We start from the raw sequence: 23,714 nt of genomic DNA on the forward strand, positions 1-23,714 counted from the left end.
AACCTTTCCGGCCACAGCACTGGCGACGGGACGCGCCGCCGGTCCCGGACGGCTCAGACCTGCGGCGCGTACGTCCCGAAGCTCCAGATGTTGCCCTCGGCGTCCTTGGCCATGTAGTCGCGGGAGCCGTAGTCCTGGTCGGTGGGCTCCATCAGGATCTCCGCACCGTGCTCCGCGGCCCGCCGGTGGTGCGCGTCCACGTCCTCGACCACCACGTAGACCCCCGAGGGCCCCGCGCCCCCCATGGCCTTGTCGAAGACACCGCCGGTGCCCTTGCTGCCCAGCATCACCAGGCCGTTGCCGTAGGCCAGCTCCGCGTGCAGCACCGAGCCGTCCTCACCCTCGTACACCGCGACCTGGCTGAAGCCGAAGGCCTCGGTCAGCAGCCGGATGGCCGCCTTCGCGTCGCGGTAGACCAGCGTGGGACAGATGGACGGAACGCCTGCCATGACGATCACTCCCTCTCGTGACGGTGACCCGCGTCACAGCATGGCAGGCCTCACCGACAGTCAGCGGAAGGTGTCGCACTGGGCCATGTCACCCGTGCGGTAGCCCTGGTAGAACCACTCCTGGCGCTGCCGGGCCGACCCGTGCGTCCAGGACTCCGGGGTCACCCGGCCCTGGAACTTCTCCTGGATCCGGTCGTCGCCGACCGCGGCAGCCGCGTCCAGCCCGTCCTTGATGTCCTGGTCGGTCAGACTGGTGATCATCGGCTTGCCCGTGGACTCGTCCGGGGTGCGGGTGGCGTGGTGCGCCCAGACCCCGGCGTAGCAGTCGGCCTGGAGCTCGACCTTGACCGCGTTGCTGTTCGCGCCCTGCTGCCCGTCCCCGGCCCGCTGGAGCGTCCCGGTCAGGTTCTGGATGTGGTGCCCGTACTCGTGCGCGACGACGTACGCCTGGGCGAAGGGGCCGCCGCTCGCCCCGAACTTCGTCCGCAGATCGTTGAAGAAGCCCAGGTCCAGATAGACCTGCCGGTCACCGGGGCAGTAGAAGGGGCCCACCGCGGAGGACGCCGCCCCGCAGGCCGTGTTCACGCGGCCGGTGAAGAAGACCGTCGACGCCGGGGTGTAGGCGCCCCCGCGCCGGGTGAACTCCTGCCTCCAGAAGTCCTGCGTGCTGTTGACCACCGCGACCAGCCGGCAGTCCTCCCGCGCGTTCGCGTCCCGGCCGGTCCTGCAGCTCTGCTGCACCTGGTTGACGGACGAGGCGGACGGCGCCGGCTCCTGGTCCCCGGAGGACAGCCCCAGCTCCTCCGGTCCCACACCGAAGAACAGTCCGAGGAGCAGCGCGACGAAGCCGATGATGCCGCCGCCCACCGTGGCCCTCCCACCCGGGATGCGGCTCCCGCGCACATCCTTGACCTCGGACGTGTCCAGATCGGCGTTGTCGTCGAACTGCATCCCGCACCGCCCTCCATTCGCGGACCGGGGTGGTCGCGCGGCCGCCCCTGCGGCGAGTATCAACCGGTTCATCCTGATACGCGCCCCGGCCCGCCGGTGCGGCCCCTGGGCCGAACGGGGGACACGGGGAAGCGGCATCCGAGGCCCTGGTACCCCGCAAAGTAGTTGCGCACCCCCGGTAGAATGAGTCCCATGGCAAATCTCCTCGCGGATTAGCGGCGTCGAAGCATCGCGTCCTGCCCCCCTTCCGCCGTCCCCACCGCCCTGGAGTATTTCCGTGATCACCGCCACCGGCGTAGAGCTGCGCGCCGGCGCCCGCGTCCTCATCGAGTCCGCCTCCTTCCGCATCGCCAAGGGCGACCGCATCGGCCTCGTCGGCCGCAACGGAGCCGGCAAGACCACCCTCACCAAGTGCCTCGCGGGCGAAGGGCAGCCGGCCGCCGGCTCCATCACCCGCTCGGGCGAGGTCGGCTACCTCCCGCAGGACCCGCGCACCGGCGACCTCGAGGTCCTGGCCAGCGACCGGATCCTCTCCGCCCGCGGCCTCGACGTCCTGCTCAAGAAGATGCGGATCAACGAGGAGCGCATCTCCAGCGGCTCCGGCGCCACCCGCGAGAAGGCGCTGCGCCAGTACGAGCGCCAGGAGACCGAGTTCCTCACCAAGGGCGGATACGCCGCCGAGTCCGAGGCCGCGACCATCTCGGCCGCCCTCGGCCTGCCCGACCGGGTCCTCGGCCAGCCGCTGCACACCCTCTCCGGCGGACAGCGCCGCCGCGTCGAGCTCGCCCGGATCCTCTTCTCGGACGCCGACACCCTGCTCCTCGACGAGCCCACCAACCACCTCGACGCCGACTCCATCGTGTGGCTGCGCGACTACCTGAAGAACTACCGCGGCGGCTTCATCGTGATCTCCCACGATGTCGACCTGGTCGAGACCGTCGTCAACAAGGTCTTCTACCTCGATGCCAACCGCGCCCAGATCGACGTCTACAACATGGGCTGGAAGCTCTACCAGCAGCAGCGCGAGGCCGACGAGAAGCGCCGCAAGCGCGAGCGCCAGAACGCGGAGAAGAAGGCCGCGGCCCTGAACTCGCAGGCCGACAAGATGCGCGCCAAGGCGACCAAGACCGTCGCCGCGCAGAACATGGCCAAGCGCGCCGAGCGGCTGCTCTCCGGCCTGGAGGCCGTCCGCGTCTTCGACAAGGTCGCCAAGCTGCGCTTCCCGGACCCGGCGCCCTGCGGCAAGACCCCGCTGACCGCCGAGGGCCTCTCGAAGTCGTACGGCTCCCTGGAGATCTTCACCGACGTCGACCTGGCCATCGACAAGGGCTCCCGCGTGGTCATCCTCGGCCTCAACGGTGCCGGAAAGACCACGCTGCTGCGCCTGCTGTCGGGCACCGAGAAGCCCGACACCGGCACGGTCGTCCCCGGTCACGGCCTCAAGCTGGGCTACTACGCCCAGGAGCACGAGACCCTGGACCCGGAGCGCACGGTCCTGGAGAACATGCGGTCCTCCGCGCCCGACCTCGACCTGGTCGCCGTCCGCAAGACGCTCGGCTCCTTCCTGTTCTCCGGCGACGACGTGGACAAGCCCGCGGGCGTGCTCTCCGGCGGTGAGAAGACCCGTCTGGCCCTGGCCACGCTGGTCGTCTCCTCGGCGAACGTGCTGCTGCTCGACGAGCCCACCAACAACCTCGACCCGGCCAGCCGCGAGGAGATCCTGGGCGCCCTGCGCACCTACAAGGGCGCCGTCATCCTCGTCACGCACGACGAGGGCGCCGTGGAGGCGCTGGAGCCGGAGCGGATCATCCTGCTCCCGGACGGCGTCGAGGACCTGTGGGGACCGGACTACCGGGACCTGGTGGCCCTGGCCTGACCGCCCCGGGACCGCCCCGGGCCCCTGATCCAATTCCTTATGGATCATTCGGCTCAGGGGTGATCCATCATCTGAGTGAGACGGTCTCGTACCGTTGCACGGCGCACGACGGCCCCGGCCGCACCCCCGAGCGGGCGCGGCCGGGGTCTTGCGTTGGCCGGTGCCGCGCCCCTGACCTGGTGATTCCCCGTGAGGGCGGCGGAGTGTGACGGAGGTCATGCAGCGGAAGAGGAGATTCCGTTCTGCTCGGGTGTCCACCAGTCGAGAAATACCGTCGTACCGACCTTGCTGAATGGGTGGCCAGGAAGCGTGGGAGGGGTGATCATGAGAAGTCCAGAGCGCACTTCCCATGAGGAGGCACGGGTGGCCGAGACTCTGAAGAAGGGCAGCCGGGTAACCGGCGCCGCGCGCGACAAGCTCGCGGCAGACCTGAAGAAGAAGTACGACTCCGGTGCGAGTATCCGGGCGCTGGCCGAAGAGACCGGCCGGTCCTACGGATTCGTCCACCGGATGCTCAGTGAGTCCGGGGTGTCGCTGCGCGGTCGCGGTGGCGCGACGCGGGGCAAGAAGGCGGCTACGGCCTGACCCCGGCCTCAGTGGTTCCAACGCTTCAGCGCTTCAAGCTCAAAGGGCGTCATATGTTCCAGCGGTACCTTCGGTGACCCCCGGCCGGCCCCGCGGTCGACCGGGTGGTTACTGTGCAGTCACTTAGGCCGGGCTTGCGGCCGACTGCACACCGGAGGCATACAGATGACTCTGCTCGACAAGGACGGCGTACGGCTCACCGTGGACGACACGGTCGCCACGGTGACACTGACCAATCCGGCCAAGCGAAACGCCCAATCCCCCGCGCTCTGGCGGGCTTTGGCGGAGGCCGGAAGGTCGTTGCCGGGCAGCGTCCGGGTCGTCGTGCTGCGCGGCGAGGGCACGTCCTTCTCCGCCGGGCTCGACCGGCAGGCGTTCACCCCCGAGGGTTTCGAGGGCGAGCCGTCCTTCCTCGACCTGGCACGCGGTTCGGACGAACTGCTCGACTCCACCATCGCCGAGTACCAGGAGGCTTTCACCTGGTGGCGGCGTAACGACATCATCTCCGTCGCCGCCGTGCAGGGGCACGCGATCGGCGCCGGCTTCCAGCTCGCGCTCGCGTGCGACCTGCGCGTGGTCGCGGACGACGTGCAGTTCGCCATGCGCGAGACCAGCCTGGGGCTGGTGCCCGACCTGGCCGGCACCCAGCCGCTGACCTCGCTGGTCGGCTACGCCCGCGCGCTCGAGATCTGCGCCACGGGCCGCTTCGTGCATGCCGAGGAGGCGGAGCGGGTCGGCCTCGCCAACCTCGTGGTTCCGGCGGACGAGCTCGACGCCGCCGTCCAGGACCTGACCACCGCGCTGCTGGCCCCGCCGCGGGACGCCGTCATCGAGACCAAGGCCCTGCTGCGCGACGCCCCGTCCCGGCCGTACGACGACCAGCGCGCCGCCGAGCGCGCCGCCCAGGCCCGCCGCCTCCGCGACCTGGCGGGCCTCTCCGACTGACCCGCCGCGCTGGAAGGTGTCCCGGCCGGGGCGGATTGCCCACAGGGCAGTTCCGGCCCCGCCGGCGTGTGAGGCGTGGGGGTCTGGGGCGAAGCCCCAGGAGGCCGACCGGCGTAGTTCCGGCGCGGGAGCGGCCCCGCGCGCTTAACGTGGTGCGGAGTGAGTCCGCACGCGCGAAGGGACGATCGATGACCGAATCCACACCCGCATCCGGTGGCTCCGGCAAGGCGCCCGGCGACCGGGGCCGCACCAGCATCGCCGACGGAGTGGTCGAGAAGATCGCCGGGCTGGCCGCGCGCGAGGTGGTCGGCGTGCACGCCATGGGCAGCGGCAGCGGCCTCTCCCGCACCTTCGGCGCCGTCCGCGACCGCGTCCCCGGCGGCCAGAAGGCCGCCGTCAGCCGCGGGGTCAAGGCGGAGGTCGGCGAGGTGCAGACCGCCCTCGACCTGGAGATCGTCGTCGACTACGGCGTGTCGATCCGTGACGTCGCCCGGGCGGTCCGTGAGAACGTCATCTCGGCGGTCGAGCGCATGACCGGCCTGGAGGTCGTCGAGGTCAACATCGCGGTCAGCGACGTCAAACTGCCCGACGAGCCCGACGAGGAACCGGAGATCCGGCTCCATTAGCCGTAGCCGAGAGGAGCCACGCAATGAGCATGGCGGTCGCCGGCCTCTTCGCCGGCATGGCCCTGGCGTTCGCCGGATACTTCGGCGGCTTCGGAGCCTTCCTGCTGGTGGCCGCCCTCGGGGCCATCGGCTTCGTCGTCGGGAGGTTCCTCGACGGGGATCTGGAACCCGGGGACCTCTTCCGCCGCCGCGACGACCGGCGAGGGTGAGTCCCCGATGAGCACTCCGCCCCGGCCCACAGCGCCCCGGGTGCCTCCCGCCGAGCGCGGGGCCACCCGTATCGCCGACCGGGTCGTCGCCAAGATCGCGGCCCAGGCCGCCCGGGAGGCGCTCACCGCACCGCCGGAGCAGGCCGCCCCTCCGCACGCGACCGTCACCGTGCACCACGACATCGCCCGCGTACGGGTGAGCCTGGAGCTCGACTATCCCTCCGACCTCGCCGCCCAGTGCGCCTCCGTACGCCGCCAGGTGGCCCGGCGCATCGAGGAGTACGCGGAGATGTCCGTACCCGAGGTGGACATCGACATCGAGCACCTGCACTCCACGCACACCCGGTCCGCCGCCGGCCGGGACCGGCGGCTGCGGTGACCGGCGGGCACCGGTTCCGTTCCACCCGGCGGATCCCGGCCGCGCTCGCCGCACTCGTGCTGCTGGGGGTGTCGGGGCTGTTCCTGTACGACCTGGCCGCCGTACGGGCCGACCGGCCCGGCATGGGCTGGCGCCGCGAGCTCGCCCACCAGCTGGACCGGCACACTCCGGCGGACCTGGGGGTGCTGCTGGGCGGCGGTGCCCTCGCCGTGGCCGGGGCGGTGCTCCTGCTGCTGGCGCTCACCCCGGGGCTGCGCGGGATCCTGCCGATGCGGACGCCGGATCCGGCCCTGGGCGCTGCGGTACGGGCCGGGCTCGGGCGGAAGGACGCGGCGCAGGTACTGCGGGACCGGGCCCTGGAGGTGTCCGGGGTGCGGTCGGTTCGCGTCAAGGTGGGCCGGTCCCTCGTCCGGGTAAGGGTCACCTCGCACTTCCGGGACCTGGACGACGTACGGGCCGACCTGGACGACGTGCTCGCCGTCGGCATCGAGGAACTGGGACTCGCGCACCCGCCGCGTCCCCGCGTACGGGTCAGGAGGTGAGCGGATGCTCGGGGTGGTGAACCGGATCCTGCTGGCGCTGGCCGGGCTGGTCCTGCTGGCGGCGGGGGTGTCGGTGCTGACGGCGTCGTGGCCGCTCGGCGGCCGGCACGAGCCGCTGCTGTCGGAGGCGGCCCGGCGCCGGTACTGGCATGCCGAGGGCTGGTGGTGGTGGGCGCTGCTCGCCGGGCTCGGGCTGTGCGTGCTGCTGGGGGTGTGGTGGCTGCTGTCCCAGCTGAGGCGTTCGCGGCTGCCGTCGGTGGTCGTGGACACCGGGGACGGGGCCTTCGCCGTGCTGCGGGGGCGCGCCCTGGAGGAGGCGGTGGCCGCGGAGGCCGGTGCGCTGGACGGCGTCGCCCGCTGCCGGGTCGCCCTGCGGGGGCGGCGGGGCTCGCCGGCCCTGCGGGTCGCGCTGGAACTGGAGCCGCAGGCGGTCCCGGCCGACACCCTGGCCGCCCTCGCGGGCCCGGTCCTGACCCACGCCCGCGCCTCGGCCGGCCTCGTCGACCTCCCGACGGAGGCCCGCCTGAGGGTGACGCCGCACCGGGCCCAGCGCGTGACGTAACCCTCCCGCCTGCCGCCGCGCCCGCCGCCGCCGCGGGGACTCCGCCCCCGGACCCCCGCGCCTCAAACGCCGGCGGGGCTGAAATTGGCCTCCGGGCACTCCGGCCCAGCCAGGCGGGCGGCCATCAGCCAAATCCAGCCTCGCCGGCGTTTGAGGCGCGGGGTTTGGGGCGGGGCCCCAAGACGCGGCGGGTCAGAAGCCGTGGCGGGAGCCCGCGCGGGGTTTGGGGCGGGGCCCCACGGCGCGGCGGATTGGAGGCCTGCCCGGAAGCCCGCGCGGGGTTTGGGGCGGAGCCCCAAGAGGCGGCGGGTCAGAAGCCGTGGCGGGAGCCGCCGTCCACCGGCAGCATGACGCCTGTCAGGTACGACGCCGCAGGGGACAGCAGGAAGGCCGCCGTGCGGCCGAACTCCTCCGGGGCGCCGTACCGCCGCAGCGGGATGCGGGACTCGTGTCCGGCCCTGGCGGCAGCGGCGTCGCCGGAGAGGGCGTCGAGCTCGCGCACGCGGTCGGTGTCGATCCGCGCCGGCAGCAGGCCGACCACCCGGATCCCGCGCGGACCGAGGTCCACGGAGAGGGACTTCGCGAAGCCCGCCAGGCCCGGGCGCAGCCCGTTGGAGATGGTCAGGCCGGGGATCGGCTCGTGCACCGAGCCCGACAGCACGAAGCCGATGACCCCGCCCTCGCCCAGCTCGGCGGCGACCGCCCGCGCCAGGCGGACCGCGCCCAGGAAGACGGACTCGAAGGCCGCCCCCCACTGCTCGTCGGTGTTGTCGGCGGCGAGGCCCGGGGCCGGGCCCCCGACGCTGATGAGGATGCCGTCGAGGCGGCCGAACCGCTCGCGCGCGGCCGCGATGAGCCGCCCGGCCGCCTCCGGGTCGGAGTTGTCGGCCGCCACACCGGCGGCGCTCGGGCCGAGCGCGGCGGCGGCGTCGGCCGCCCGCTTCTCGTCCCGGCCCGTCACGATGACCTTCGCGCCGTCGGCGGTCAGTTCCCGGGCGGAGGCGAAACCGAGGCCGCGCGTGGCCCCGGTGACGATGTAGACACGGTCCTTCAGTCCAAGATCCATGCCGACACGCTACGCCGTCGCCCGCTCCGGCTCGGCAGCGGATTCGGCTCGGGCGGCGGCCTCCTCGCGGTCGCGCTTCTCCCGCCGTACGAGGATCAGCCAGCCCGCCGGCACCGCGGCCGTGAACAGCCACCACTGCACGGCGTACGCCATGTGGGGGCCGATCGAGTCGTGGTCGGGCTCGGCGATGATCTCGGGGCTGCCGTCCGAGGGGGCCGGAGCGGTGAGTTCGAGGTAGCCGCCGAGGACGGGCCGGCCCAGGTACTCCGCCTGCTGCCCGCTGTTGATCAGCATCACCTGGCGGTCCGGCAGGCCCTTGCGGTCCTTGATGCCGCTGCCGCCGCTGGTCTCGTCGGCCTTCAGCCGGCCGGTGACCGTGACCTCGCCCGCGGGGGCGGCCGGCACCGGCGGGTAGGCGCGGGGGTCGTCACCGCCGGGCACCCAGCCCCGGTTGACCAGCACCACCCGGCCGTCGCCGAGCACCAGCGGGGTCACGACGTGGAAGCCGACCTTGTCGTCGCCCGAGGTCCGCATCCGTACGACCACCTCGTGCGCGGTGTCGTACGTGCCCGTCGCGGTGACGGCGCGCCAGAAGTCCGCGCGCGCAACGGTGTGGCCGGGGGAGGTGACCTCGGTCATGGGGACCGGCTTCGCCCGCAGGTTCGCGTCGATGAGCTGGTTCTGCGCGACCCGGTGCTCATGGCGGTGGAACTGCCAGAACCCCAGCTTGATCATCACGGGGATGAGGACGAGGGCGATGAGGGTGAGGCACACCCACTGCCGGGTCAGTACAAAGCGGTACACGCCCACGACGGTACCCCCAGCGCGGTCGACCCCGGCGGCCGGGTGGCCGTCCGGGGTCGGGGTGTACGGGGAGACGTGACGGGAGCCGTACGGAGAGCCGTACGTGCGGGAGGGGCTCAGACGCGGTCGATAACGCCCACCTTCCCCTCGGCGCGGGCGCAGTGCGCTCCGCAGAACCACTGCCCCTCGACCTCGACGCCCTGCCCGATGATCTGGACCCGGCAGTGCTCGCAGATGGGCGCCATGCGGTGAATGGCGCAGGAAAAGCAGTCGAAGACGTGCACGGCGCCCTGCGCGTGCACCTCGAAGGACATGCCGTAATCGTTTCCGCAGACCTCACAACGTGCCATGCGCCGCATGCTCCGCACGGCGGACGGCCGGAACAAGATCCACCGGGGTGACTCGCCGCGCCTGCACCCGCCCGGCGCAACGCCCGCCCGGATCCAGCCTTCCCGCAGCCGCCTCGGCCCGCCTCGACCCGCCTCGAAGCCACGGGGATCCCACCGGATCCGCTCCGCTCAGTCCGCGGCCGCCGCCACGTCCCGCAGCAGCTGTGTGAAGGCCGCCTCGTCGAGGACCGGCGTGCCGAAGGACTTCGCCTTGACCGTCTTGGAGGTCGCCGAGTCGGGGTCGTTCGTCACGAGCAGGCTGGTGAGCCGCGACACACTCGTCGCGACGTGCAGGCCCGCCTCGACCGCGCGGTCCTCCAACAGCTCCCGGTCCACCGAGGTGTCACCGGAGAAGGCGATCCGCATGCCCTGCTTGAGCGGCTTGCCGTCCTCGAAGCGCCCGGGGTTCGGGTACGGGCACGGCGGCCGCTTGCGCGAGGCCCGCCAGGTGCCGCCGCCCCCGTAGGCGGCCTGGTAGCCCACCCGCGGGGTGGCGGGGGAGTCGGACCACTCCGTCAGCGGCCGGCATTCCAGCAGCGGCAGCCGTACGCCGTCCCGCGCGGCCGCGTGCAGCGACGGGCGGAAGGCCTCCGCCAGCACCCGGGCGTCGTCGAGCGCGTGGTGCGCGCGCTGCTGGACCACGCCGAAGTGCGCGGCGAGCGACTCCAGCTTGTGGTTGGGCAGCGGAAGGTTCAGCTCCTTCGACAGGGCGATGGTGCACAGCCGCTGACGGACCGGCGCGGTCTCGGCGGCCCGCGCGTACTCCCTGGCGATCATCTGCCAGTCGAAGATGGCGTTGTGCGCGACGAGCACCCGGTCCGCGAGCCGGCCGGCGAACTCCTCGGCGATGTCCTTGAAGAGCGGAGCGTCGGCGAGTACCGCGCTCGTCAGACCGTGGATCCACACCGGTCCCGGATCGCGCTGCGGGTTGACCAGGGTGTACCAGTGGTCCTCCACATTGCCCTGAGCGTCGAGCCGGTAGACGGCGGCGGAGACTATCCGGTCGTCGCGAGCGAGCCCGGTGGTCTCCACGTCGACGACCGCGTACCCCTGTGGGTACGCGGTCGGCCACATCGTCTCTGCGGTCGTACGGTCGTCGAGCATGGTCACAGAGGATATCGGCATGGACTGACAGCCGTGTCCCGACGCCCTTTCAGCGCAGCTCTGCCACGAGGTCCCCGGCCCCAGCGGTAGTCGGCGCCGTCCCGGCAGGTGCGGCAGGCGAGGTGGGCGCAGGGGGCGACGGGGTGGGCGACGGGGTGGACCGTGCGGGCCTCGCCGCACAGCACGCGCGGCTGCCGGAGTTCCTGGAGCAGCAGGGCGAAGACACGGCTGACGTGCCGGCGTCCGGTGTCGGATGCACGCCGCGGAGCCGCCCCCGCACAGGTGAGTCCATCACGGGCCGCGCGGGCCGCGCAAGCCGGTTACCCGCCGGGTCTCAACAGGGCCGTCACCAGGGCCCGTACGGAGAGCAGGAAGAGCCGCTCCGGATCGGCGGGCCGGGACAGGGCGCGGGCGAGGGCCGGGTCGTGCGGGGCGGCGGACGGATCCCAGAGCTCGCTCTCGGCCGGGGACTGGGCGGGGGAGCGCTCGCGATTGCGCTCGACGAGGAGGAACCCGACGATCTGGAACTGGATCGCGCGCACCGCGTCGGCCGCCCGGGCGCCGCGCAGCCCGGCCGCGTGCACCTCGTGCACGAGCGCCTGCTGCGCGGGCAGGAACATCCGCTCGGTGAGCCCGCGTTCGTGGACCATCGCGATCAGGTGCGGGCGCTCGCGCAGTTCGCGGCGCAGGGTCCGGGCCACCGACAGGATCCGTTCGGCGGGAGTGCGGCCGGCGGGGCTGATCGCGCCCATCTCCTCCACAGTCCGCTCCACGAGCGCGTCGAGCAGCGATTCGCGGTTGCCGACGTGCCAGTAGATGGAGGTCACCGCGGTGCCCAGCTCGGCGGCGAGTTTGCGCATCGTGAGGGCGGCCGGGCCGTGCTGCTTGACCAGGGACGCGGCGGCGTCCAGTACCTCCCGGCGGGTCAGCGTGCTTCTGGCCATGTCAGCGGGCCACCTGTCTGTCGGATCGTCAGTTCTGGTGGGTGCGCGGGTCTTTACCCTTCATCGGCAGCGGTGTAACTGTGTTACAGAACCGACTCCGCCCAAGACGAGGGATGGTGCGATACATGGCACGCGTACGGTACGGAGCGCGCACCGAGGCCGAGATCGCGGCGTCGCGCGAGAAGAGTTCCAAGATCCCCGACATCTGGTCCACCGGTGTGGTCGCCGTCTGGGAGAGCGACCCGGACGTGGTGGCGGCGGTCCTGCCGCCGCCGCTCAAGCCGGCCGACCGGCCCCTCGTACGGGCCAACATCAGCAAGGTCGACCTGCCCGGCTACCCGCTCGGCGCCGGCTCGGTGGCCGTCGCCGCCCGGCACGGCGGGGTCGAGGGCTGGTATCCGCTGGTCATGCCGATGACCCACGAGCGCGCCCTGATCGGCGGCCGCGAGGTCTTCGGCGAGCCCAAGAAACTGGGCGAGGTCACCGTCGAGCGCGACGGGCTCGTCGTACGGGCCTCCCTCGCCCGGCACGGGATCGCCTTCGTGGAGGTGCGCGGGGCGGTCGACCGCGAGCTGCCGCTGCCCGAGCCCACCCAGAAGACCGACTTCTACTTCAAGTTCCTGCCCGCCGTGGACGGTTCGGGCTTCGACGCGGACCCGGTCCTCGTGCACTGCACGCGCAACGAGAAGGTGCGCAAGCTGGAGCACATCACCGGGGACGTCGTGCTCCGCGAGTCGATGTTCGATCCGATCGCCGACCTCCCCGTCCGCCGGATCGTGGAGATCACCATCGGCGAGAAGACCACCGACCAGAAGGGCCGGGTCGTCGAGCGGGTCAGCGCCCACGCCCTGCTCCCGTACATCCACCAGCGCTACGACGACCCGATGCAGATCCTCGACGGGCCGCCCGAGGGGAGTGTCTGACATGCGACTGGAACCGGGACAGGTGGCCGTCGTCACCGGCGCCGCCGGCGGCATCGGCCTCGCGATGGCCCGCCGCTTCGCCGCCGAGGGGCTGAAGGTGGTCCTCGCCGACGTGGAGGAGGGCGCCCTGCGCAAGGCCGCCGACGAACTCGTCGCCGACGGCGCCCAGGTGCTCGCCAGGGCCGTCGACGTCAGTGACCGCGACTCCGTGATCTCGCTCGCCGACGCCGCCTACGAGACCTTCGGCGCCGTGCACGTGCTCTGCAACAACGCGGGCGTCGGCTCGGGCGCCGAGGGCCGCATGTGGGAGCACGAGCCCAACGACTGGAAGTGGGCCTTCTCCGTCAACGTGTGGGGCGTCTTCCACGGCATCCAGGCCTTCGTCCCCCGCATGATCGCGGGCGGCCGCCCCGGCCACGTCGTCAACACCTCCTCCGGCGACGGCGGCATCGCCCCGCTGCCCACCGCCTCCGTCTACGCCGTCACCAAGGCGGCCGTGGTCACCATGACCGAGTCCCTCTACGCCCACCTCAAGGCGGAGGGCGCGGCCGTCGGCGCCTCCGTCCTCTTCCCCGGACCGCACATGCTGCGCACCGGACTGTGGGAGTCCCACCGCAACCGGCCCGAGCGCTACGCGAAGCAGCGCCCGCGCAAGACCCCGTACCGCAGCCTCGACCAGTACGAGGCGGCGATGAAGCAGGCCGGCCACGAGGTGAACTTCACGCCGGTCGAGGAGGTCGCCGAACACGTCGTCGAGGGCATCCGCGCCGACCGCTTCTGGATGCTCCCGGCGAGCGAGCACAGCGACCGGCAGATCCGCGCCCGGTCGCAGTCGATGCTCGACCGCGCCAACCCCGCCTACCTGGAGAGCTTCATCCTCGACTGAGGAGCGTTTGCCGTGAGTGACACACCGTACGCACCGCACCCAGCGGACGCATCACACGAAGACCCCTACCTGATCATCTCCTCCGACTGCCACGCGGGCCTGCCGACCGAGCAGTACCGCCCCTACCTCGATTCCCGTTTCCACCGCGCGTTCGACGAGTTCCTCGGTGAGCGCGATGTCCGCCGCGCGGAGGCCACCCGGCTGGGCGTCCGCAACGAGGCCTTCGCCCAGAAGTGGTTCCACGACCACGAGGAAGGCCTCAGGGGCGGCTGGGACACGGCGCAGCGGCTGAAGGAGCTCGACGGCGACGGCGTGGCCGCCGAGGTCGTCTTCCCCGACGCGGACGCCGTCGACAGCCAGACCGCGGCCCCCTTCGGGGTGGGCCTGGGCCTCTCCGGCGACCAGGACCCCGAGCTGGGCATGGCGGGCGCGCAGGCGCACAACCGCTGGCTGGCGGAGTTCGTCTCCGAGCATCCGGAACGCCACTGCGGCGTCGCCCTCCTCCCCATCACCGGCGAGCCCGCCAAGGTCGTCGCGGAGATCCACCGGGCCAAGGAGTCCGGGCTGGGCGCGCTGATGATCCCCGCGATGTGGGTGGACAAGGCGCCCTACCACGACCGCCGTTACGACCCCGTGTGGGCGGCGGCCGCCGAGACGCAGATGCCGGTCGTCACCCACTCCGGGTCCTCGCCGCGCCACGAGTACGGCGACCACCTGGGCATCTTCGTCTCCGAGGTCACCTGGTGGCCGGCCCGCCCGCTGTGGTTCCTGCTGTGGTCCGGGGTCTTCGAGCGGCACCCCGGCCTCAGGTTCGGCGTGGCGGAGTCGGGCTGCTGGTGGCTGCCGAACCAGCTCTGGTTCATGGACCGCCTCTACCTCGGCGCGCACGGCGGCAAGAAGCTCTCCCCGTTCGAGGAGCTCAAGCGCCCGCCCAGCGAGTACCTCGACCGCCAGGTCTTCATCTGCGCGACGAACACGAAACGCAGGGAGCTCGCCCAGCGCTACGAGATCGGCGTGGACAACATCCTGTGGGGCTCGGACTTCCCGCACCCCGAGGGCACCTGGCCCGCCACCCGGAACTGGCTGAAGAAGACCTTCCACGACATCCCCGTCGCGGAGTCCCGCCGGATGCTGGGCCTGGCGGCGGCCGAGGTCTTCGGCTTCGACACCGGGAAGCTGGCGCCGATCGCCCGCCGGATCGGCCCCACCCCGGCCGAGCTGGGCCAGAGCCCCGACCAGACGGCGGTGGAGGCCTCCTGGGCCCGCTCCCGCGAGGTGGGCCGCCACTGGCTGACGGACCACGACTTCCCGGTCCTGGGGGTCTCGTCATGACCGACCGGACGGAGGACCGCTACACGGTCATCTCGGCGGACTGCCACGCGGGCGCCGACCTGCTGGACTACAAGCCGTACCTGGAGAAGCGGTACCACGACGACTTCGACGCCTGGGCCGCCGCCTACGTGAATCCGTACGAGGACCTGCTCGCGGACACGGCGGACCGCAACTGGAATTCGGCGCGCCGGCTGGCGGAACTGGAAGCGGACGGCATCGTCGCCGAGGTCGTCTTCCCGAACACCATCCCGCCGTTCTTCCCGAAGGCCTCCCTGATGGCCCAGCCCCCGACCGCCGCGGAGTACGCGATGCGCTGGGCCGGGCTCCAGGCCCACAACCGCTGGCTGGCGGACTTCTGCGCGGACGCGCCGGGCCGCCGGGCAGGCGTGGCGCAGATCCTGCTGAACGACGTGGACGCGGCGGTGAAGGAGATCCGCCGCACGAGGGAGGAGGGCCTCACCGGCGGGATCCTGCTGCCGGGCGTCCCGCCCGGCTCGTCGGTCCCCGAGCTCTACTCGGACACCTACGACCCGATCTGGGCGGTGTGCGACGAGCTGGACGTGCCGGTCAACCACCACGGCGGCTCGGCGTCCCCGCCCCTCGGCGACGAACCGGCGGCCCGGGCCGTCTTCATGGTGGAGACGACCTGGTTCTCGCACCGGGCGCTGTGGCACCTCGTCTTCGGCGGTGCCTTCCGGCGCCACCCCGGCCTGAAGCTGGTCCTGACGGAGCAGGGCTCGGGCTGGATCCCGGGCGTGCTCGACATGCTGGACTACTACCACGGCCGCCTGGTCGCGGCCTCCGCCACGGCCGAGTCCAAATTCGGGGCGGGCCTCGCGGAGTCCATGGGCAGGGGCCCGAGCGAGGTCTGGCGGGACAACTGCTTCGTGGGAGCGAGCTTCATGCGCCCCCACGAGGTCCCGCTGCGGGAGCGGATCGGCCTCGACAAGATCATGTGGGGCAGCGACTACCCCCACGACGAGGGCACCACCCCCTTCTCCCGCGAAGGCCTCCGCATCGCCTACGCGGGCCTCCCGCGCGAGGAGGTCGCCGCGATGGCCGGCGGCAACGCGGCCCGCGTCTACGGCTTCGACCTGGCCCTCCTGGACGCGCTGGCCGCCAAGCACGGGCCCCTGGTCACGGAGATCGCCGAACCCCTGACGGAAGTACCACCCGAGGCCACCAGCCCGGCCTTCGCCCGAGGCGGCTCGGTCCGGGTCTGGTAGGCCCGACAGGCCCGGCTCCTGCCCGGAGCGGCTCAGGACGTGCACTTGAGCCGCTCCGGCGGGATGGCCGCGCCACCCGTGAGAGAACCGTCTCAAAGCCTGTCATCCCCCACCCTCCAACCGGCACGGACATCATCTCGCGAACCGGCGGTAACCCCGATGGATACCGATCGGTAACAACCCCTAGCGGCACCCCCGAAGGCGCCTCTATGGTGCGGACATGCCGAACCTGCCCGATGTCGTGCTGTGGTCCATACCCGCCTTCGTACTGCTCACCGTCATCGAGTTGGTGAGCTACCGGATCCATCCCGACGAGGACGCCGCCGGGTACGAGACCAAGGACGCCGTCACCAGCATCGGCATGGGCCTCGGCAGCCTCGTCTTCGACCTCCTCTGGAAGATCCCGGTCGTCGCCATCTACACCGCCGTCTACGAGCTGACGCCCCTGCGCGTGCCCGTGCTGTGGTGGACCGTCCTGCTCATGCTGCTCGCGCAGGACTTCTGCTACTACTGGCAGCACCGCGGCCACCACGTCATCCGCATCCTGTGGGCCTGCCACGTCGTGCACCACAGCAGCCGCAAGTTCAACCTCACCACCGCCCTGCGCCAGCCGTGGACCAGCGCCACCTCCTGGCCGTTCTACCTGCCGATGATCGCCCTCGGCGTGCACCCGGCCGCGATCGCCTTCTGCTACTCGGTCAACCTCGTCTACCAGTTCTGGATCCACACCGAGCGGATCGGGAAGCTGCCCCGGCCCTTCGAGTTCGTCTTCAACACCCCCTCCCACCACCGCGTCCACCACGCCTCCCAAGGCGGCTACCTGGACCGCAACTTCGGCGGCATCCTGATCGTCTGGGACCGGATCTTCGGCTCATGGGTGGGGGAGACCGACAAGCCCGTCTTCGGGCTCACCAAGAACATCAGCACCTACAACCCGCTGCGCGTGGCCACCCACGAGTACGCCGCCATCGCACGCGACGTCCGCGCCGCCGGCAGCTGGCGCGAGCGCGCCGGACGCGTCTTCCGCGGCCCCGGCTGGCAGCCCGCCGCCCCCGAGCCGAAGAACGCCCCGGCCGCCGCACCGGAGCGCGCCGCGGAGCACGCCGCGTGAGCGCCACCGAATCCCGTACGCCCTCCTGGGCCCGCCCGGCGCCCGCGGGCGCCGGGACCGCCGCCCGCGCCCTGCTCGGCGGGTTCGCCGCGGCCGCCGCCGTCGACCTCGGCTCGCTGCTCGCCGACTGGCACCTCGGACACGTCCTCGCCAAGCCCCTGCTGATGCCGCTGCTCGTCGCCTACGTGATCACCCGCGGCGGGCCCCGCCTGCTGGTCGCCGCCCTGCTGTTCGGCTGGGGCGGGGACCTCGCCCTGCTCTTCGACGCCCAGCCCGCCTTCCTCGTCGGCATGGGCTCCTTCGCCGCCGGGCACGTCTGCTACCTGGTCCTCTTCGGCCGGCGCGCCACCCACCCGCTGCTCGGGGGCGGGTACGGACTCGCGCTCGTCGGGACCGTCGCGCTGCTCTGGGCCGACCTCCCGGCCGACCTGCGCATCCCCGTCGCCGGATACAGCCTGCTGCTCACCGCCATGGCCCACCGCTCCAGCGCCCTCGGCCGCACCGCGGGGATCGGCGGGGCGCTGTTCCTGCTCTCCGACACCCTCATCGCCACCGGCGTCGCCGAGTGGCCCCAGCTGCCCCGCCCCGACTTCTGGATCATGGCCACCTACCTCGCCGCCCAATACCTGCTGGCCACCGGCGCGCTCGCCGCACCACGAGGCGTACGGTAGGGCAGGTCATACAAGACTGAACGATCCCGAGCCGGAGGACTGCACCACCATGCGCGCCACCGTCATCCACGCCCCGCACGACATCCGCGTGGAGGAGGTGCCCGACGCTGCGATCCAGCGACCCGAGGACGCCGTCGTCCGCGTCCTGCGTGCCTGCATCTGCGGCAGCGACCTGTGGGCCTACCGCGGCGAGGCCGAGCGGCAGCCCGGCCAGCGCATCGGCCACGAGTTCCTCGGCATCGTCGAGGAGACCGGCTCCGCCGTGTCCGGCCTGCGCGCCGGGGACCTCGTCGTCGCCCCCTTCATGTGGTCCGACGGCACCTGCGGCTACTGCACCGAAGGCCTGTACACCTCCTGCGTGCACGGCGGCTTCTGGGGCTCGGTCGGCCACGACGGCGGCCAGGGCGAGGCCGTCCGCGTCCCGCACGCCGACGGCACCCTTGTGAAGCTGCCCGCCGCGGCGGTCTCCGACGACCACCTGCTGACCGGGCTGCTCGCGCTCTCCGACGTCATGGGCACCGGCCACCACGCCGCCCTGGGCGCGGGCGTGCGCAAGGGCTCCACCGTCGCCGTCGTGGGCGACGGCGCGGTCGGCCTGTGCGGCGTCCTCGCCGCCAAGCGCCTGGGCGCGGAGCGGATCATCGCGCTGGGCCGCCATGCGGCCCGTACGGACATCGCCAAGCTCTTCGGGGCCACCGACGTCGTAGCCGAGCGCGGCGAGGCCGCCGAGGCCGCCGTACGCGAGCTCACCGGCGGCCAGGGCGCGCACGCCGTCATCGAGGCGGTCGGCACCGAGCAGTCCATGCGCACCGCCGTGAACATCACCCGCGCCGGCGGGGCGATCGGCTACGTCGGCGTCCCGCACGGCAGCGGCACCGGACTCGACCTCGGCGTCATGTTCGACCGCAACATCACCCTGCGCGGCGGCGTGGCCCCGGTCCGCGCCTACATCCCGGAGCTGCTGGAGGACGTGCTCAGCGGCGCGATCGACCCGGCGCCCGTCTTCGACCGGGCCGTGTCCCTGGACGAGGTCCCGGACGGCTACCGCGCGATGGACGACCGCAGCGCGCTCAAGGTGCTGATCAAGCCCTGAGTCCGTCCCGTACGAAGGAACGGCCCGGGCGGGGATCACCCCGCCCGGGCCCTTCACGTCAGCCGGGGGCCTACTGCACGGCCTTGAGCGCGTCGACCACGCCGTAGCCGTAGTAGCCCGTCTGGCCCCACTTGCTCGCGCAGGTGGTGGCGTTGATCAGCGTGCCCGTGCGGTCGTAGATCTGCTCCGGGCAGGCCGTCTTCGTGGCCTGGCCCTTGAGCATCGCCTGGATCTGCGAAGGGGTGGCTTCCGGGTGCGCGCTCTTGAGCAGGGCCGCGACGCCCGCGACGTGCGGGGCGGCCATCGAGGTGCCCTGCTTGTAGCCGTAGCCGCCGCCCGGAATGGTCGACAGCACGCGGCCGTTGGCGTCCGGCGTGGCCGGGATCTGCCACTTGTCGCCACCGGGGGCGGCGACGTCCACGACCCCGAGGCCGTAGCTGGAGTAGTACGACCGGAAGCCCTTGTCACCGGTCGCCGACACCGTGACCACACCCGGGAGCTGGGTGGGCAGGTCCAGGCAGACCTTGGGGTCGATGGTGCGCGGCACCGGGGTGGCGTCGTCCGGGCTGGTGTTGTCGGTGAGGGAGTCGGCGGCCAGGTCCTGGTTGGAGTTGCCCGCCGAGGCCACGTTGAGGACGCCCTTGCGCTCGGCGTACTTGCTGGCCCGCCCGATGGCCTCCACCAGCGCCTTCTGGTCGTCGTCCGTCTTGCAGTTGAAGAGCCAGGGGTCGACGTAGTAGCTGTTGTTGGTCACCTCGATCCCCTTCTCGGCGGCGAACATGAAGCCGCAGACGACCGCCTCGGTGAAGAAGAGGCTGGTACCGGGCTCGCTCACCTTGATCGCGGCCACCTTCACGCCGGGCGCGACGCCGCTGACGCCCTCGCCGTTGCGCGGGGCCGCTATGGTGCCGGCGACATGGGTGCCGTGGTCGCTGCCGTCCGCGTACGGGCGCCAGGCGCCCTCGGTGGTGTCCGCGACACCGCCGACGCAGTTGGCCGACTGCTCCTTGGAGAAGTTCGCGGCCAGATCCGGGTGGGTGTCGTCGATACCCGTGTCGATGACGCCCACGGTGACGTTCCGGCTGCCATCGTTGATCTTGTGAGCCTGGTCGGCCTTGATCGTCCGCAGGTCCCACTGGTTGGGCTCCAGCGGCTCCTGACCCTCCTGGGCCTGCGCCGTCGCCTTGGCGGCGTCCGCCGCGCTCAGCTGCTGGGTCGTGCCCTCCTCGGTGGTCTGCACCGTCTGCAGGGGGGCCGTACGGGTGGCGCCCACCGACACGAAGAGGCCGCGCTGCGTGCGCAGCTGCTTGGCGAACTCCGGGTTCTGGGAATGTGCGACGACGACCCCGATCTGCTCATAGGACGTCACCACCGTTCCACCGGCCCGCTCGACGGCCTTCTTCGCCTGCTTCACCGTTCCGTACGTGGTCAGGTTCGCCACGTAGGACAGCTTGGGGCCGGTGGTGTCGGGCTTCGAGGCCGTCGCCGAGTCCGCCGTGTTGCCGAGCGGAGCGGCGGAGGCCGCTACCGAGGGCAGGAAGGCGAGCGAGGCGGTGAGCGCCAGGCCGACCGGAACGGCGAGAGCGCGCCGGCGGCCGGATCCCAGATGAGCCATGGGTTCTCCAGATCATCCTTGAAAAGCCGTCCGGCCGTGGTCACGGCGGACGGGTTCATGACAAGGGAACCTAGCGCCGCCGTTCCCCTCTACGCCATCAGTTCGAGGAATCAGTTTTCAAAGAAAGAGTGGGTGTTGAACCGTCCCGACACGACGGCCGTGCCGTTGACAGGGGGGATCAGCACCACCGTCCCCCGCACGGAGGTTGTTTTGTCCGTCGTCCCCACCGCACCGCGCGTCACAAGGAGAGCCCCCCGTGACCAATGAAGCAGCGCCGCCGCCGGGCGGCGCGGGAACGCCGTCGGCGGGTCCCACGGCCGAAGAGTTCGGACGCGTCCAGCAGAGTGCCGAGTTCGCCGAACTGCGCAGCTCCTACCGCTCCTTCGCCTTCCCGCTCACCGTGGCCTTCATCGCCTGGTACCTGCTCTACGTCCTGCTGTCCAACTACGCGGGCGACTTCATGGGGACGAAGCTCTTCGGCAACATCAACGTCGCACTCGTCCTCGGCCTCGCCCAGTTCGCGACGACCTTCCTGATCGCCTGGCTCTACTCGCGGCACGCCGCCGCCAAGCTCGACCCCAAGGCGGCGGCCATCAAGGCGCGCATGGAGGCCGGATCATGAGCGCTGCGCTGCCCCTGACGACGGTCGCCGCCGGCGCCACCGAACACCGTCCGCTGATCATCACCCTGTTCGGGCTGTTCGTCGTCGCCACCCTGGTCATCACGATCTGGGCCGGCCGCCAGACCAAGGACGCCGCCGACTTCTACGCCGGCGGCCGCCAGTTCACCGGCTTCCAGAACGGCCTGGCCATCTCCGGCGACTACATGTCCGCCGCGTCCTTCCTCGGCATCGCCGGAGCCATCGCCCTCTTCGGCTACGACGGCTTCCTCTACTCCATCGGCTTCCTCGTAGCCTGGCTGGTCGCCCTGCTGCTCGTCGCCGAGCCGCTGCGCAACTCCGGCCGCTACACGATGGGCGACGTCCTGGCGTACCGGATGCGCCAGCGGCCCGTCCGCACCGCCGCCGGCACCTCCACCATCGTCGTCTCGATCTTCTACCTGCTCGCCCAGATGGCCGGCGCCGGCGTGCTCGTCTCGCTGCTCCTGGGCATCACCAGCGACGGCGGCAAGGTCGCCGTGGTCGCGCTGGTCGGCGTCCTGATGATCGTCTACGTGACCATCGGCGGCATGAAGGGCACCACCTGGGTCCAGATGATCAAGGCCGTCCTGCTGATCGCGGGCGCGCTGCTGATCACCTTCCTGGTGCTGCTGAAGTTCAACTTCAACATCTCCGCCCTGCTGGGCCAGGCCGCCGAGAACAGCGGACAGGGCACCAAGTTCCTGGAACCCGGCATGAAGTACGGCAAGGACTCGCTCACCAAGCTGGACTTCATCTCGCTCGGCCTCGCCCTGGTCCTGGGCACCGCCGGCCTGCCGCACATCCTGATCCGCTTCTATACCGTCCCCACCGCCAAGGCCGCCCGCAAGTCCGTGAACTGGGCCATCGGCATCATCGGCGCCTTCTACCTGATGACGATCGCCCTCGGCTTCGGCGCCGCCGCCCTGCTCGAGCGTGCCGACATCCTGGCCTCCAACAAGGCCGGCAACACCGCGGCCCCGCTGCTCGCCCAGGAGATCGGCGGCGGCGCCGGCTCCACCGGCGGCGCCATCCTGCTCGCCGTGATCTCCGCGGTCGCCTTCGCCACCATCCTCGCGGTGGTCGCGGGCCTGACCCTGGCCTCCTCCTCGTCCTTCGCGCACGACCTCTACGTGAACGTCATCCGCAAGGGCAAGGCCACCGAGCAGGAGGAGGTCCGCGCGGCCCGCTGGTCGACCGTCGTCATCGGCGCCGTCGCCATCGGCCTCGGGACGCTGGCCCGCGACCTGAACGTGGCAGGCCTCGTCGCCCTCGCCTTCGCGGTCGCCGCCTCCGCCAACCTGCCGACGATCCTCTACAGCCTCTTCTGGAAGCGCTTCACCACCCAGGGCGCGCTGTGGTCCATCTACGGCGGCCTGATCTCGGCGGTCGGCCTGGTGCTCTTCTCACCGGTCGTCTCCGGGAAGCCGACCTCGATGTTCAAGGACGCCGACTTCTACTGGTTCCCGCTGGAGAACCCGGGCATCATCTCCATCCCGCTCGGCTTCCTCCTCGGGTGGCTGGGAACCGTCCTGTCCAAGGAGAAGGCGGACCCCGCGAAGTTCGCCGAGCTCGAGGTCCGCTCCCTCACCGGAACAGGCGCTCACTGAGATCCTCCGAACACCGAGCGTGGCCGCGTCGTACTTCCCTACGACGCGGCCGCGCCGCCTCTCGTTCGTTCGGGCACCTCTACATGTCACAGGCGTCGCGTAGGCTCGATACAGCGCATGCAGTACATCCGCAACTGCGCGCACCTCTAACGATCCGGACAGGGGAGGGGGCCCACAGTGCTTCTCGACACCTACGGCCGCGTGGCCACTGACCTGCGCGTCTCACTCACCGACCGGTGCAACCTGCGCTGTACGTACTGCATGCCCGAGGAGGGACTGCAGTGGCTCGGGAAGTCCGACCTGCTCAGTGACGAGGAGATCGTCCGGCTGATCCGCATCGCTGTCACCCGGCTCGGCATCACCGAAGTCCGCTTCACCGGCGGCGAGCCGCTGCTCCGCCCCGGCCTCGTCGGGATCGTCGAGCAGTGCGCGGCCCTGGAGCCCCGCCCCAGGATGTCCCTGACCACCAACGGCATAGGCCTCAAGCGCACCGCGCAGGCCCTGAAGGCCGCCGGCCTGGACCGGGTGAACGTCTCCCTGGACACCCTGCGGCCGGAGGTCTTCAAGACCCTCACCCGCCGTGACCGGCACCACGACGTCATCGACGGCATGGCCGCGGCCCGCGAGGCCGGCCTCACCCCCGTCAAGGTCAACGCCGTGCTGATGCCGGGACTGAACGACGACGAGGCCCCCGACCTGCTCGCCTGGGCCGTGGAGAACGAGTACGAGCTCCGCTTCATCGAGCAGATGCCGCTCGACGCCCAGCACGGCTGGAAGCGCGACGGCATGATCACCGCCGGTGACATCCTCCAGTCGCTGCGCACCTGCTTCACGCTCACCGAGGAGGGCGCCGAAGAGCGCGGCTCCGCGCCGGCCGAGCGCTGGGTGGTCGACGGCGGCCCGGCCACCGTCGGAGTCATCGCCTCGGTCACCCGCCCGTTCTGCGGCGCCTGCGACCGTACGCGGCTCACGGCCGACGGCCAGGTCCGTACGTGCCTGTTCGCCACCGAGGAGTCGGACCTGCGCGGCGCCCTGCGCTCCGGCGCCCCGGACGAGGAGATCGCCCGGCTGTGGAAGCTGGCGATGTGGGGCAAGAAGGCCGGGTCCGGACTCGACGACCCGTCCTTCCTGCAGCCCGACCGCCCGATGTCGGCGATCGGCGGCTAGTGCTGTGGCCGG

Annotated in this window: 26 protein-coding genes; 18 read left to right on the forward strand and 8 right to left on the reverse strand. The window is 71.6% G+C overall.

The window, feature by feature from the left end:
* Window positions 1-53: 53 nt before the first annotated feature.
* Both J7E94_RS01355 and J7E94_RS01360 read right to left on the reverse strand, forming a co-directional pair.
* Window positions 54-449, reverse strand: coding sequence for a VOC family protein (locus J7E94_RS01355; RefSeq protein ID WP_215011531.1), 396 nt, complete (start codon window positions 447-449; stop codon window positions 54-56).
* Window positions 450-509: 60 nt separating this feature from the next.
* Window positions 510-1,400, reverse strand: a complete 891-nt coding sequence (locus J7E94_RS01360) for a neutral zinc metallopeptidase (protein ID WP_215011533.1) — start codon at window positions 1,398-1,400, stop codon at window positions 510-512.
* 277 nt (window positions 1,401-1,677) lie between these two features.
* Between J7E94_RS01360 and J7E94_RS01365 the strand changes: the two genes are divergently transcribed.
* The 8 genes from J7E94_RS01365 to amaP all read left to right on the forward strand — a co-directional run bounded on the left by J7E94_RS01365 (window position 1,678) and on the right by amaP (window position 7,124).
* Entirely contained in the window at window positions 1,678-3,276 is a 1,599-nt protein-coding gene (locus tag J7E94_RS01365) for an ABC-F family ATP-binding cassette domain-containing protein (protein ID WP_215011534.1), read from the forward strand.
* Window positions 3,277-3,639: 363 nt separating this feature from the next.
* Window positions 3,640-3,861: a helix-turn-helix domain-containing protein gene (locus J7E94_RS01370; protein WP_030010789.1), complete on the forward strand. Its 222-nt coding sequence runs from the start codon at window positions 3,640-3,642 to the stop codon at window positions 3,859-3,861.
* Window positions 3,862-4,026: 165 nt separating this feature from the next.
* Entirely contained in the window at window positions 4,027-4,806 is a 780-nt protein-coding gene (locus J7E94_RS01375; RefSeq protein ID WP_215011536.1) for an enoyl-CoA hydratase/isomerase family protein, read from the forward strand.
* A 188-nt stretch (window positions 4,807-4,994) separates the two neighbouring features.
* Window positions 4,995-5,432 carry an Asp23/Gls24 family envelope stress response protein gene (locus tag J7E94_RS01380; protein ID WP_215011538.1) on the forward strand — a complete coding sequence of 146 codons (438 nt, stop codon included), beginning with the start codon at window positions 4,995-4,997 and terminating at the stop codon, window positions 5,430-5,432.
* Between the two features lie 23 nt (window positions 5,433-5,455).
* Window positions 5,456-5,641, forward strand: a complete 186-nt coding sequence (locus tag J7E94_RS01385) for a hypothetical protein (protein ID WP_215011540.1) — start codon at window positions 5,456-5,458, stop codon at window positions 5,639-5,641.
* A 7-nt stretch (window positions 5,642-5,648) separates the two neighbouring features.
* The gene (locus J7E94_RS01390) at window positions 5,649-6,020 is read left to right on the forward strand and encodes an Asp23/Gls24 family envelope stress response protein (protein WP_215011542.1); all 372 of its coding nucleotides are present in this window, start codon (window positions 5,649-5,651) and stop codon (window positions 6,018-6,020) included.
* Window positions 6,017-6,562 carry a DUF6286 domain-containing protein gene (locus J7E94_RS01395; protein ID WP_215011544.1) on the forward strand — a complete coding sequence of 182 codons (546 nt, stop codon included), beginning with the start codon at window positions 6,017-6,019 and terminating at the stop codon, window positions 6,560-6,562. The genes J7E94_RS01390 and J7E94_RS01395 overlap by 4 nt, the downstream gene beginning before the upstream one ends.
* Window positions 6,563-6,566: 4 nt before the next feature.
* Window positions 6,567-7,124, forward strand: a complete 558-nt coding sequence (amaP, locus tag J7E94_RS01400) for an alkaline shock response membrane anchor protein AmaP (RefSeq protein WP_215011546.1) — start codon at window positions 6,567-6,569, stop codon at window positions 7,122-7,124.
* Between the two features lie 310 nt (window positions 7,125-7,434).
* Here amaP and J7E94_RS01405 read toward each other — a convergent pair whose 3' ends face one another.
* The 5 genes from J7E94_RS01405 to J7E94_RS01425 all read right to left on the reverse strand — a co-directional run bounded on the left by J7E94_RS01405 (window position 7,435) and on the right by J7E94_RS01425 (window position 11,431).
* Complete coding sequence (locus J7E94_RS01405) at window positions 7,435-8,190, reverse strand: SDR family oxidoreductase (RefSeq protein ID WP_215011548.1); 756 nt, start codon at window positions 8,188-8,190, stop codon at window positions 7,435-7,437.
* A gap of 9 nt (window positions 8,191-8,199) precedes the next feature.
* Window positions 8,200-8,994, reverse strand: a complete 795-nt coding sequence (locus J7E94_RS01410) for an SURF1 family protein (protein WP_215011550.1) — start codon at window positions 8,992-8,994, stop codon at window positions 8,200-8,202.
* 116 nt (window positions 8,995-9,110) lie between these two features.
* On the reverse strand, window positions 9,111-9,344 hold the full coding sequence (locus J7E94_RS01415; protein ID WP_215011552.1) for a hypothetical protein: 234 nt from the start codon (window positions 9,342-9,344) through the stop codon (window positions 9,111-9,113).
* A 168-nt stretch (window positions 9,345-9,512) separates the two neighbouring features.
* Window positions 9,513-10,487 carry a DEDDh family exonuclease gene (locus J7E94_RS01420; protein ID WP_215011554.1) on the reverse strand — a complete coding sequence of 325 codons (975 nt, stop codon included), beginning with the start codon at window positions 10,485-10,487 and terminating at the stop codon, window positions 9,513-9,515.
* A 320-nt stretch (window positions 10,488-10,807) separates the two neighbouring features.
* Entirely contained in the window at window positions 10,808-11,431 is a 624-nt protein-coding gene (locus J7E94_RS01425; RefSeq protein ID WP_215011556.1) for a TetR/AcrR family transcriptional regulator, read from the reverse strand.
* A 125-nt stretch (window positions 11,432-11,556) separates the two neighbouring features.
* On the opposite strand from J7E94_RS01425, the gene J7E94_RS01430 reads away from it, so the two are divergent.
* From J7E94_RS01430 to J7E94_RS01460, 7 genes are all read left to right on the forward strand, one after another.
* Window positions 11,557-12,354 carry an acetoacetate decarboxylase family protein gene (locus tag J7E94_RS01430; protein ID WP_215011558.1) on the forward strand — a complete coding sequence of 266 codons (798 nt, stop codon included), beginning with the start codon at window positions 11,557-11,559 and terminating at the stop codon, window positions 12,352-12,354.
* Between the two features lies 1 nt (window position 12,355).
* Complete coding sequence (locus J7E94_RS01435; protein WP_215011560.1) at window positions 12,356-13,240, forward strand: SDR family NAD(P)-dependent oxidoreductase; 885 nt, start codon at window positions 12,356-12,358, stop codon at window positions 13,238-13,240.
* Window positions 13,241-13,252: 12 nt separating this feature from the next.
* On the forward strand, window positions 13,253-14,572 hold the full coding sequence (locus J7E94_RS01440) for an amidohydrolase family protein (protein ID WP_215011562.1): 1,320 nt from the start codon (window positions 13,253-13,255) through the stop codon (window positions 14,570-14,572).
* The gene (locus tag J7E94_RS01445; RefSeq protein WP_215011564.1) at window positions 14,569-15,798 is read left to right on the forward strand and encodes an amidohydrolase family protein; all 1,230 of its coding nucleotides are present in this window, start codon (window positions 14,569-14,571) and stop codon (window positions 15,796-15,798) included. Before J7E94_RS01440 ends, J7E94_RS01445 begins: the two co-directional genes overlap by 4 nt.
* A 220-nt stretch (window positions 15,799-16,018) precedes the next feature.
* A complete protein-coding gene (locus J7E94_RS01450) occupies window positions 16,019-16,909 on the forward strand; it encodes a sterol desaturase family protein (protein WP_215011566.1) in 891 nt (296 codons plus the stop codon).
* A complete protein-coding gene (locus J7E94_RS01455; protein WP_215011568.1) occupies window positions 16,906-17,580 on the forward strand; it encodes a lysoplasmalogenase in 675 nt (224 codons plus the stop codon). The genes J7E94_RS01450 and J7E94_RS01455 overlap by 4 nt, the downstream gene beginning before the upstream one ends.
* A 49-nt stretch (window positions 17,581-17,629) precedes the next feature.
* Entirely contained in the window at window positions 17,630-18,673 is a 1,044-nt protein-coding gene (locus tag J7E94_RS01460; protein ID WP_215011570.1) for a zinc-dependent alcohol dehydrogenase family protein, read from the forward strand.
* Between the two features lie 70 nt (window positions 18,674-18,743).
* Here the strand turns inward: J7E94_RS01460 and J7E94_RS01465 are convergent, their stop codons facing one another.
* The gene (locus J7E94_RS01465; protein WP_215011572.1) at window positions 18,744-20,288 is read right to left on the reverse strand and encodes a S8 family serine peptidase; all 1,545 of its coding nucleotides are present in this window, start codon (window positions 20,286-20,288) and stop codon (window positions 18,744-18,746) included.
* 256 nt (window positions 20,289-20,544) lie between these two features.
* On the opposite strand from J7E94_RS01465, the gene J7E94_RS01470 reads away from it, so the two are divergent.
* From J7E94_RS01470 to moaA, 3 genes are all read left to right on the forward strand, one after another.
* The gene (locus J7E94_RS01470; RefSeq protein WP_215011574.1) at window positions 20,545-20,910 is read left to right on the forward strand and encodes a DUF485 domain-containing protein; all 366 of its coding nucleotides are present in this window, start codon (window positions 20,545-20,547) and stop codon (window positions 20,908-20,910) included.
* A complete protein-coding gene (locus tag J7E94_RS01475; protein ID WP_215011576.1) occupies window positions 20,907-22,535 on the forward strand; it encodes a cation acetate symporter in 1,629 nt (542 codons plus the stop codon). The genes J7E94_RS01470 and J7E94_RS01475 overlap by 4 nt, the downstream gene beginning before the upstream one ends.
* Before the next feature lie 177 nt (window positions 22,536-22,712).
* Complete coding sequence (gene moaA, locus J7E94_RS01480) at window positions 22,713-23,702, forward strand: GTP 3',8-cyclase MoaA (RefSeq protein WP_215011578.1); 990 nt, start codon at window positions 22,713-22,715, stop codon at window positions 23,700-23,702.
* Window positions 23,703-23,714: the final 12 nt, after the last annotated feature.

This window comes from Streptomyces sp. ISL-94, assembly GCF_018614075.1.
GTDB lineage: Bacteria > Actinomycetota > Actinomycetes > Streptomycetales > Streptomycetaceae > Streptomyces.

Bases quoted from the DNA above. Each gene is read 5' to 3' on its own strand.
- J7E94_RS01390 (WP_215011542.1), top strand. From the start codon at position 5,649: ATGAGCACTCCGCCCCGGCCCACAGCGCCCCGGGTGCCTCCCGCCGAG.
- J7E94_RS01415 (WP_215011552.1), bottom strand. From the start codon at position 9,344: ATGGCACGTTGTGAGGTCTGCGGAAACGATTACGGCATGTCCTTCGAG.
- J7E94_RS01420 (WP_215011554.1), bottom strand. From the start codon at position 10,487: ATGCTCGACGACCGTACGACCGCAGAGACGATGTGGCCGACCGCGTAC.
- J7E94_RS01425 (WP_215011556.1), bottom strand. From the start codon at position 11,431: ATGGCCAGAAGCACGCTGACCCGCCGGGAGGTACTGGACGCCGCCGCG.
- J7E94_RS01405 (WP_215011548.1), bottom strand. From the start codon at position 8,190: ATGGATCTTGGACTGAAGGACCGTGTCTACATCGTCACCGGGGCCACG.
- J7E94_RS01430 (WP_215011558.1), top strand. From the start codon at position 11,557: ATGGCACGCGTACGGTACGGAGCGCGCACCGAGGCCGAGATCGCGGCG.
- J7E94_RS01435 (WP_215011560.1), top strand. From the start codon at position 12,356: ATGCGACTGGAACCGGGACAGGTGGCCGTCGTCACCGGCGCCGCCGGC.
- J7E94_RS01475 (WP_215011576.1), top strand. From the start codon at position 20,907: ATGAGCGCTGCGCTGCCCCTGACGACGGTCGCCGCCGGCGCCACCGAA.
- J7E94_RS01450 (WP_215011566.1), top strand. From the start codon at position 16,019: ATGCCGAACCTGCCCGATGTCGTGCTGTGGTCCATACCCGCCTTCGTA.
- J7E94_RS01375 (WP_215011536.1), top strand. From the start codon at position 4,027: ATGACTCTGCTCGACAAGGACGGCGTACGGCTCACCGTGGACGACACG.
- J7E94_RS01445 (WP_215011564.1), top strand. From the start codon at position 14,569: ATGACCGACCGGACGGAGGACCGCTACACGGTCATCTCGGCGGACTGC.
- J7E94_RS01460 (WP_215011570.1), top strand. From the start codon at position 17,630: ATGCGCGCCACCGTCATCCACGCCCCGCACGACATCCGCGTGGAGGAG.
- J7E94_RS01355 (WP_215011531.1), bottom strand. From the start codon at position 449: ATGGCAGGCGTTCCGTCCATCTGTCCCACGCTGGTCTACCGCGACGCG.
- J7E94_RS01380 (WP_215011538.1), top strand. From the start codon at position 4,995: ATGACCGAATCCACACCCGCATCCGGTGGCTCCGGCAAGGCGCCCGGC.
- amaP (WP_215011546.1), top strand. From the start codon at position 6,567: ATGCTCGGGGTGGTGAACCGGATCCTGCTGGCGCTGGCCGGGCTGGTC.
- J7E94_RS01360 (WP_215011533.1), bottom strand. From the start codon at position 1,400: ATGCAGTTCGACGACAACGCCGATCTGGACACGTCCGAGGTCAAGGAT.
- J7E94_RS01465 (WP_215011572.1), bottom strand. From the start codon at position 20,288: ATGGCTCATCTGGGATCCGGCCGCCGGCGCGCTCTCGCCGTTCCGGTC.
- J7E94_RS01385 (WP_215011540.1), top strand. From the start codon at position 5,456: ATGAGCATGGCGGTCGCCGGCCTCTTCGCCGGCATGGCCCTGGCGTTC.